Here is a 9600-nt window from a genome sequence, read left to right as displayed (position 1 = left end):
ATGAGAGTGCTTTTAAATCTTTAATTTTAATGGTACTTGCGATGTACCGTCTTCCCGTCATACGTGAACAACACAGGCTTTTGCTCAATCTTTGTCTCCATGTGAACAGGTCTTCCCCAGAGATGATGAAGATGCGGCAGTACTTTTTCAAGATACTTCACATCAAGTTCCATATCCTCATAGCTATGATTGAGGTATAGCTCCCCATTCTTCATGTAATCTGCGTCATTTACTGTAATGTATGGAAACCCTCCGTTCACACGCATACTCACGAGCTGGTCACGTACTTCCTCCCACTGCTTGTCGACAATCTTGTATTCCTTCCCTTGCTTTTGGAACAGATACATGTCTTCTCTTTGTGCTAAATCTTTAGTTAAATAGTTTCGGATAAACGACATGTCGGATTCCAGTTCACGGACCTCGAACATTTTCTCTCGTCCTGATCCTGGTTTAACCCCTTGTCTGATCAGCTCTTCATCTGGGTTGTTGTAGCGTTCTTCGATGTTCTTGAAGATCTGTAACCCTAAGTAATATGGATTGATCGATGTTTTCGATGGTTGGACAACACCCGCGTTTAATTTAGCGAATTCAATCGTTTCATGAGAGGTCAAGTCCATTTCTTGTAGAATTTTGGCGTGCCAGTAGCTAGCCCAGCCTTCGTTCATGATTTTACACTATTCGATTCAAATGCCACCAATTATGAGAAATTATTGTTTTTTTACATTAGACATGAGGTTAATTTTCCTCTGCCTTTCTATTGATATGTCTAAATGGTTACAGATTCTTTGTTTATCTTTATAACTTGTCTCAAACATATATAGGTGGTTAATTACTAAACCCCTAAGTAAACTATAACCAATTAAATTATTTTTATCTGTTAAATCTTTTTTTAAAGTTGCAATATCATTAAATGGTATTGTCTGAATATGGTCTAACTTTATAGATAAGTCTATTAATCTAATAGCATTGGTATAATTCTCATCTAAAATATGCTTAAATATTTCCGATAGTTTATCTGTACCCACGGAGGTTGATATTTTTTTAATAAAATGAAAGGACATAGCAGTACAGATATTGAATACAAAACTCCTTGCTTCATTTTCAATTTCTACCTTACCAGAAATCCCCTTCTCACTTATTACCTTTTCTATTTCCTTAACGATGGAGTCCATATGAGTATTTATCATATTTAGAAAGGAACTTAAGGATCTCAATCCAAGGAAATATGCCTCACTGCCTAAAATGATTTTTTGGGTTCGTTTAATTGACCCATAATAATTTTTTAAGACCAAACCAACAATTTCCAAAGTTTTAAATGACCAATTCAATTTCCCTAAAATGTCTAATTCTTTTGCCTCATCATCCCTTATATCATAACCAGTAGCAGCTATTTCATTTTGACTTCTTTCTATTTGGTCTTTCATTTCTAACCTTTGCGTTCTATGCTCTTTAACTTCTTTGTTATCAATTACTAACTTAGGTACATCACTAATAAGTTGATTCAAATTATTAATTTCATCATTTAATTCTGTAGGTTTGAATTCATTAAATATAGACTGAGCATTAATTAAAATTTCATTTAAAATAAAAGGATCTTTTGATATATGTGTTAAAAACATTATTATATTTGCGTATTCTTCATAATATAGGTTTTTACACATTTCAGATACTTTTTCTCTTATACCTGGTTCTGAAATATTAATGGCTAAGTATCTTGCTACAAAATAGTAGTACGTATAATTATATTTAAATTTATAAGTTTCTTGTATAGATTCTAAAATAGAAGCTTCAACTAGTTTAGAGAAATACTTATCAAATTTATAATCAAGAGCATACTCATCACAATACCAACTATTAAAATTTTCTAATTCGATTTTAGATTTTTCAATAGTTTTATCTTCAAAATAGACGTAGGCCAACTCAGTAATATAATTATAAAAAGCATCAATATCTTCATTTTTCATATTAAGATTAATAAGAGATTGTTTAATTAAATGTTCATAATAATAACCATAAGTACTTTCAGCAAGGTTATGTGATTCACCTGACTCTAAAGTCTGTAACATTACTAGAATAAAAAAAGGATATGATGGAACGTAATTATTTCCAATAATCGTGTTAATAGTGTTTTCAAAATAATCGTTTTTTGAGATTAGTTCCTTTTCATCCAAAGTTTCTAAATCACCTATACTATTCCATTGATTAATTAATTGAGCTCTAAGTCTATGACCAAAGTGCATAATCTCAAGTTTTTGAAATCTCTCAAGTAATTCTTCATGTGTATCATCATTAAATAGTAGTTCTAAAAACTTAAAAAGTTCGTTTCCAGTAATAATAATATTGTCAAAGTATCTATCTAAATTAGCTAGTAGGTTTAAAGAAAATTTGTTATTCAATTTATTTTGATCGTAATCATCTATAATAATAATCTTCTTATTATCTGGTAATTGTTTAAATTCATCTAGAGATTCTTCAGAATATTGGTTGTTGTAAGCTTTATATAGCACCTTATTAAAATCATCAATGGAAGATTTTTTTATATCTCTTCCATTTACTAAAACTGGAACATAGCCATTTAACTTATAATGCTTATAAATAGTTTTACATAGTGTACTTTTACCAGATTTCTCTTCCCCTGTAATAAAAAATTTATTTTCACTTCCAATTTCTTTTATAACTTCTAAATTAACATATTCACTTATGTCTTCTTTTAATTTCACTTCATATTTTATGACTTTTGCATCAGGAAAGATATAAATATCATCTAGTGAAATTTCTGATTTTTTTGGATGTTTCAAAGTTAACCCAGGATCATTTAAATAATTATTAAAATCTTCGTTGTTTTCATTAACAGATGAGTTTGTACTTCCTATCCTTAAATCCGTCCAATTAATCTGCTTATTTACATGATATTTATTAACTTCCCAACTAAATTTTAATATCTTTTGTTGTTGAAGATCCATATCAATAAGAATTAGATTGAAATCACTTTCAACTGGATTTCCTGTTTGTAGTGCACCACCTTCGATGTAACCAGTATAATTACCATCAAAGTCTAAGGACTGCTTATAAGTTGGAAAATGCTCGTGGCCAGTTAGAACAAGGTCTGAAAAATCTTCAATAATCTCTTTATTTGCTCTATTGTTAATAGGATCTAACCAATGTAAAGGATGATGAAGAAGAGTTATATTAATATCACCACTTGTTCTAATTTCATCTTTAAACAGATGCAAAGGATAGTACATTTTGCTAGGTTGCTCATGTCGTTCAGAAATCCAAGAGGTATTTAAACAGTTAAAGATTATCTTAATATCATTATCCAATTCAAAAAGATGTTTTTTAAATAATAGATGATCATAAATAATATGTTCTTTTTCTGTATATAAACTTGCGAAATCAATATAATTTAACTGCGGCGAACATATTTCCTTAATAATTTTGTCAGAAGGAATGTCAGTTGAATGGGTTCTTATATTTTCAAGTAACACCTGTCTTAATGATTGATCAGTAGAAAAATCACAATCATGGTTACCAGGAATAGTAATAATATAAATATTTATTTCCCTTTCCTTTATTAAAGAGTTTTTTAATCCTTCTAGAAACTCTACTCCAATTTCATATTCAACTTGAGACCCTGAAAATGCCATATCACCAGTCATTACTATAAAAAGAGTCTCTATATCATATAATTCACTTTTTATTGCAAGACTAATTTTTTCAACTTTTTCTAAAAGACTATTGTTTTCATTTTTAAAATGTATATCACTGATATGTAACATAGAAAATTTCATTTCACTTTACCCCTTCCTAAGAAAATAGACAACTAATACCAAATATTCGACAAATTGTATTATTTTTCCTTTAAAATAACAAAATTGAACACTTAATAATTAAATCCAACAATATAAAAAAGCCCCTGTAGGGAGATTTCTAAAGGGACTTTTGAACATTTATAGCATTCTTTAATAGCCCATATGAAACCTATTGAATTACCAGACCTTATTTTGCGTTATGTAGAAAATATGTAAAAAAAAGTTAGGATTAATCCCTAGCCTTTTAATGGACATTTTCGCAAGTTTGTTTCCGAGTAAATAAAAATTTGATAAAACAAATTTAACGGACAATCCTTCTAATGAATACAATCCTATTTGATCTCCGCTTATTTTTTCTGATCTTGCACGCTGAACTGCGATATCCAATGTTCTTAGAACTTACCTTTTTGGAACATGAAAGTGAGACGTACCAAAGCCTTTTAGACTGTTTCTCGTAAATTGTCCCCATAGAGTCTACTTAATTGAGACACTTTCTCTATTTCACGAGACTCGATGCAGTTCTTAATTGCATCAATTTAAAAATGCCAAAACCACCAAAAAGGTGGTTTTGGCTTGTAGCTATGGAATAATAAAAAGTTACCAAACAGATGAAATTTACTTTCTTTAATTACAACTCATTAACAAAATGGGCTGTCTACCATCGGATAGAATCGTAATTATCTTTTCTTAATATATGATAAAAGTATCTTTATACTTTCATCAATTCAACCTTATTTATTTCTAAATATGCATGGAATGCAGGATTTATTTCATATCGTTGATTTTTTTTATTTTTTAAAACTAATTTACGAGCCAAGTTTTCAGTAATTTTCTTGGGTCTTTTTTCACTAAAATACTCAAACTTATTTTCTGCAACTTCCAATCCCAAAAAAGTCAATTCGCACAAGACTTCAATAATATGCTTTGTATCTTTATCAGCTGTACACCACTCTACTAAACAATTTTCTAATTCATTTTTATCGATAATAGAATTATGTCCTGCAAATTCATAAAATACTGACTCTAATTCCGGAATTCTATTCCCGTTTTCAGGAAGTAAAGACTGCAAAGCATATTCTGAATATTTAAATTCAGCTGCCTTAAAATCTTCCTCTTCTACTTTAGCATGCTCTTTGTTTATCGCTTCTTGAAAAGCCATTTTAAACAAAATTATAATATCACGTGGTCTAGGAAGAATAAAACTAGTTATATAGTCTTTTAAAGCTTGTCCATTAACAGTCTCACAGAAATAATCTCTCCAAAGAACTTCAGGACTTGGAATTTCATCAATATTATATTCAATCCTCTGCTCTATAACCTTAAATAACAGATTAGGCTCAGTCCATGATAGATTTTTATATGGTATTTTATCTCTTTCGTTTGCATATTTCATAACTCTAGTAAAGATATCACTTCTTAAAAAAGCAATAAGTGATAATTCTACATCAACCTGCTTATAATTTTTCATTCTAAACTCATCAGTAATTCTTTGGCCTACATTTAACAATCCAAACAATAATTGACTTAATCTTTCGAGATTAACATTGTCACTCCAATTCTTGTCTAGATTATCAATTAAAATACATACCCTCTCTTTTGAATGAAAAACTTTACCTAGTTTTTGTCTTAAATGAGAAATTATCTTGCTATGTAAAATTTCACTTACTTTAACTCTTTGCTGATCAATTTCATTATTGTAGTCTAATAACTTTAATTTAGTGACTGCATTTTCAAGTCTAAGTGTGAAATCAGCATTGATAAGTTTTTCATTTTTTTTAATAAAGTCCTCTAGTTCTAATTCATCATTGGTTTTAGGTATCTGAGGGGGTTGGTTACATAAATATTCATAATATGATTTTGCTAGTTCTGTATAAATCAAAAATTTCCAAATGCTTTCGATTAAATGTCCTTGTTCAGAACTGGTTAATGTTTTTTCTAATATATTTAATACACCTTCGAATTCATGACCTTGGGGTTGTATGGAACAAACAAAGTTTCTTTTATCTGAAGATAGCTCATCTTTAATTTTTATTAAATTTGCTGTTTTACCAGTACCTTTTCTACCTACAAAAAGTACCTGCTGTGATTTGAGTGCTTCCTTGTATTCTGCTGTTTCAACAAAGTATTCTATTAAATCAACTGGCTCGTTTTCCGCTACATGGTCACCAATGATTAAACTCTTTATACTATTAAGAGCTTTTTGTCCTGCTTTGTGCTGTCTGTTTTCTTCCTTCATATTATTCCGTTTATTTATCAAGGGTTCAAGCCAAGTCTCCGAAATTTCAACACACTTTTTACTTGTTTTATGTGTATGCAAATGGTCATGATAATCTAAAGGTGTTTCATAAGGTTCATGAGCTAAAATGAGCAAATTTAGATCCAGGCCTTGTGCAATTCCCGCTACCATTGCTTTTTCTGATGACCAAAAAATATCTTCACCAACTTCTCCATCTTGATTTAAAGTGTGAAAATGTACTAAAACTCCTAAAGAATTTTGCAATGCTTTAACATACCAACTTAGTGGGTTACGACCTTCATATGGATCTGCTGTTAATAATGGTAGCTTTGAACTTTGTACTAGTGAAGTTAACTCTGTTGAAGCTGTTGTTCCTGTTCCACACTTCAAATAAACCAAACTTTTGGTGTTACCCAAATTTTCATCTTGAATATTTATTGTTTCTGCTAATTGATGTGGATTTTCTTTGAAAAATTTAATTTTAAGTTCATCTGCGTTATTATATCCTGCATATCCAATGGTTGTTAATGATTTTAACTGACGGTAATTGCTAGTAGATTTATTATGGGTTTCATTGAGAGTTATCCAAATTTTCTTTTTCTTACCAACTGCATATCCAAGTTCAAACAGTACATTGAAATTTAAGAAAGTTAAGTCGCAAATAAATAAATCACTATCATCAATAGTTTTTAATATTACATCTATCATATGTTTACCTGTTACATTTAGATCTTCCCATCTTGTTATTTTAACTGCTTTAGTAGCATTAATATTTTTTACTGCTTTAGCAATGTCTTCTTTTAAACTCTCGTTTCCTGATGGATAAGCATAAAATGCTTTAACAGTAGCCATAACAAGAACCTCACTTTATTTTAAATTTCACAGAAAATTAATACTGTTAAATCAATTATACCAAAATCCAAAATATGTTAAAGAAGGAAGTTTTGAATACTTTCGTTAAAAGTACGTAAAAAAGTCTTAGAAATTTTCGGCATTCTTGTAATCAGACTGTTTAATATTTGGTAATTCTTAGCTATGATTGAATCAATTGTACTTCAAGCTTCGAAGGCTGCAGATTCCAATTAAGAATGAGAAGTAACTAGATCCTCAAACACATCATTATAAAAAAAAATATACTTTTCCCAAGAACTGAATTTTTTATCAAACTGTATTAATTGATTATTCTTCCGAAATTGTTATAAAAAGAGGTAAACGTTCATTAAGTCTATTTACACATATTTGAACAGCTGAATGGGCTTAACTCTCTGCAAGATTAACAGTTCGTAAATGTGTACATTTTCGAATTTTATAATCTTAGAGATAAAATGAAAAACCCCTTGCAATTTAGAAAATTATTCAATTTATTCCGATAATCCCCACAATTATTACTCTTTCACCTTAAATATGTAATCATTTTTAAAATCATTTACGGTCCTGTAACCATTTTTGCATTATTTCTCGACATTTAATATTTACTCTTGTTTTATAACGATTCTGGAGGTGTATTAAATCCCTTTAAAAGTTGGTGCTGAATATGAAATTTTTAAACACTATTAAAAACATTTTCCCATCTTATTTAAAACTACCTGTCATCGTCATTCTTTTGTTGCAGTTTATATCGTTTTTTACTTTTTTTATGTTTGTTCCTTTTATATCCACTTACTTTAATCAAAATGTCGGCTTTTCTTTAGGTTTTGTTGGTTTCATTCTCGCAATAAGAATTTTGAGTCAACAAGGTCTAATGATTGTAGGAGGTGCCCTGGCTGATCGATTAGGATATAAAAAAATAGTGGTAATCGGATTTTTCTTTCGCGGAATTGGATTTGCATCGATGGGATTAACCACAAATGGTTTTTTGGTCATAATTGCAGCTATTTTGAGTGGACTAGGCGGAGCATTATTCAGTCCTGCTCTTAAAGCAAATTTAACTTCGCTAACACCAGAAGGAAAGCATAAGGAAATATTTTCTCTAATGAATATCATAGAGAACGCTGGAACTGTATTGGGACCATTAGCCGGACTTTATTTTTCAATAGATGACTTTAAACATCTTAGTGTTCTTTCAGGATTATTATTTCTGATTCTTTGTATAGTTGCTATATTTCTCCCAAAAGTATCTAAGCCACTTAATACTAAGACTTGGATCCAAGAATTTGCTGAAATTATTAAAGATAAGTCATTTGTAGGTTTGACTGTTAGTTTGATTCCTTTTCATTTTTTATATCAACAGCTGTATCTAACATTACCAATCATTTCAACGAATGTGACAGGGTCTTCTGGTTGGATTTTTACTTTTGTAACTTTAATAATTATTATTTTCCAGTGGCCTGTATTCTTAATGATTAAGGATAGAACGATTCATTCATTATTCTTTTTCAGTTATGTTACTATTCTAATTTTTATTGTCCCCATTACGTTTGGAAACAATATAGCTACTCTATTATTAGTGCTAACTGGAATTGCTATTGGATCGATTACATTACTGCCATTGTTCCAAAGCTATATTGCCCACAATTCCCCTAAAGAATCACTGGCAGCCTATTTTGGTTTTTCAAACTTAGCAATGGCAATCGGGGGATCATTAGGTAATTTGGTAGGTGGAGTTATATATGATTATTTTTTAAAAAACGGTCAACCAGAAAAATATTGGATCGTAGTCAGCTTCTTAAGCCTTTTGCCTTTATTCATTCTTTATAAAAAAAACAAAACAAAAAAGACATTAAAACCTAAGGAGGAATGGTAATGAATTTAAAATCATCCTTACAATTAATTGATATTAATAGAATTATGCTTCATGAACCATATGAACCAGCACGTCTTTCTAAAATTAAGAATGCCATAAAACTAGATGGTGTAATAAGAAATCCGATCATAGCTCTACATTTAGAAAACGAAAAATATTTAGTTTTAGATGGTGCACATCGATTAAACGCACTAAAAGAAATGGGGTGTTTGAGAGTTCCCATACAAATTGTGGATCCCAATCATGTAAGAATAAACGCATGGCATCACATAGTTCCAGCTGGAAAATGGTTTGAAGAATTAACAAAACATCCATCAATAGAAGTAACAAAAAAAGTTCGAGCAGATGAAATCCCTCTTGCAACTCTGTCGTTTCATGACCATTCCGAACTTTATATTTATGCGAAGTACTCAACAAAAGAGCTATCTAAAAAGTTGGATGTTTGGCACGCCATTGTGAATGCTTACAGTGAATACCAAGAGGTACGACGTATACCTGCCCATTCTAAGGAAAGTCCAAACCTTGGTTTTATTCGATTTAACTATCCTGCAACATGTTTGGATACCATAAAAAAAGTTGTGAAACTTGGAAAACTCTATCCAGCTGGAGTTACTCGAATTCAAGTTAATGGGCGATTGTTAAATTTAAGGATTCCCTTTGAATTTTTAACATCTAAAAGTTTCGATGAGTTTGAATGGGAATCACTCTGTAAGCACCGAGAAGATAATTTACGTTTATATTCTGAAAATGTTTATCTTTATGAGGCATAATTCTGCAAAAATTATTGAATCTCATTTAACTGGAGGTAT

Annotated in this window: 4 protein-coding genes and 1 pseudogene; 2 read left to right on the top strand and 3 right to left on the bottom strand. The window is 30.3% G+C overall.

Annotated elements, in window-relative coordinates; genetic code table 11:
• Window positions 1–26 precede the first annotated feature (26 nt).
• The 3 genes and pseudogenes from HU823_RS10355 to HU823_RS21885 form a co-directional block, all read right to left on the bottom strand.
• Window positions 27–671, bottom strand: a pseudogene (locus HU823_RS10355) (SpoVR family protein); the annotation flags it as partial.
• Window positions 672–707: 36 nt separating this feature from the next.
• Complete coding sequence (locus HU823_RS10350) at window positions 708–3791, bottom strand: metallophosphoesterase (RefSeq protein ID WP_197129862.1); 3084 nt, start codon at window positions 3789–3791, stop codon at window positions 708–710.
• A 730-nt stretch (window positions 3792–4521) separates the two neighbouring features.
• Complete coding sequence (locus HU823_RS21885) at window positions 4522–6900, bottom strand: P-loop ATPase, Sll1717 family (protein WP_231607365.1); 2379 nt, start codon at window positions 6898–6900, stop codon at window positions 4522–4524.
• A gap of 682 nt (window positions 6901–7582) precedes the next feature.
• Between HU823_RS21885 and HU823_RS10340 the strand changes: the two genes are divergently transcribed.
• Window positions 7583–8791, top strand: a complete 1209-nt coding sequence (locus tag HU823_RS10340) for an MFS transporter (protein WP_197129860.1) — start codon at window positions 7583–7585, stop codon at window positions 8789–8791.
• Complete coding sequence (locus HU823_RS10335) at window positions 8791–9561, top strand: ParB N-terminal domain-containing protein (protein ID WP_197129858.1); 771 nt, start codon at window positions 8791–8793, stop codon at window positions 9559–9561. Before HU823_RS10340 ends, HU823_RS10335 begins: the two co-directional genes overlap by 1 nt.
• The last annotated feature ends 39 nt before the right edge of the window (window positions 9562–9600 follow it).

Origin of the sequence: Fictibacillus sp. 18YEL24 (genome assembly GCF_015903855.1) — a bacterium.
GTDB lineage: Bacteria > Bacillota > Bacilli > Bacillales > Fictibacillaceae > Fictibacillus > Fictibacillus phosphorivorans_C.
Note: the sequence above shows the minus strand (reverse complement) of the source record. Positions and strands in the feature narration are given on the sequence as shown.

Bases quoted from the DNA above. Each gene is read 5' to 3' on its own strand.
- HU823_RS10335 (WP_197129858.1), top strand. From the start codon at position 8,791: ATGAATTTAAAATCATCCTTACAATTAATTGATATTAATAGAATTATG.
- HU823_RS21885 (WP_231607365.1), bottom strand. From the start codon at position 6,900: ATGGCTACTGTTAAAGCATTTTATGCTTATCCATCAGGAAACGAGAGT.
- HU823_RS10350 (WP_197129862.1), bottom strand. From the start codon at position 3,791: ATGAAATTTTCTATGTTACATATCAGTGATATACATTTTAAAAATGAA.
- HU823_RS10340 (WP_197129860.1), top strand. From the start codon at position 7,583: ATGAAATTTTTAAACACTATTAAAAACATTTTCCCATCTTATTTAAAA.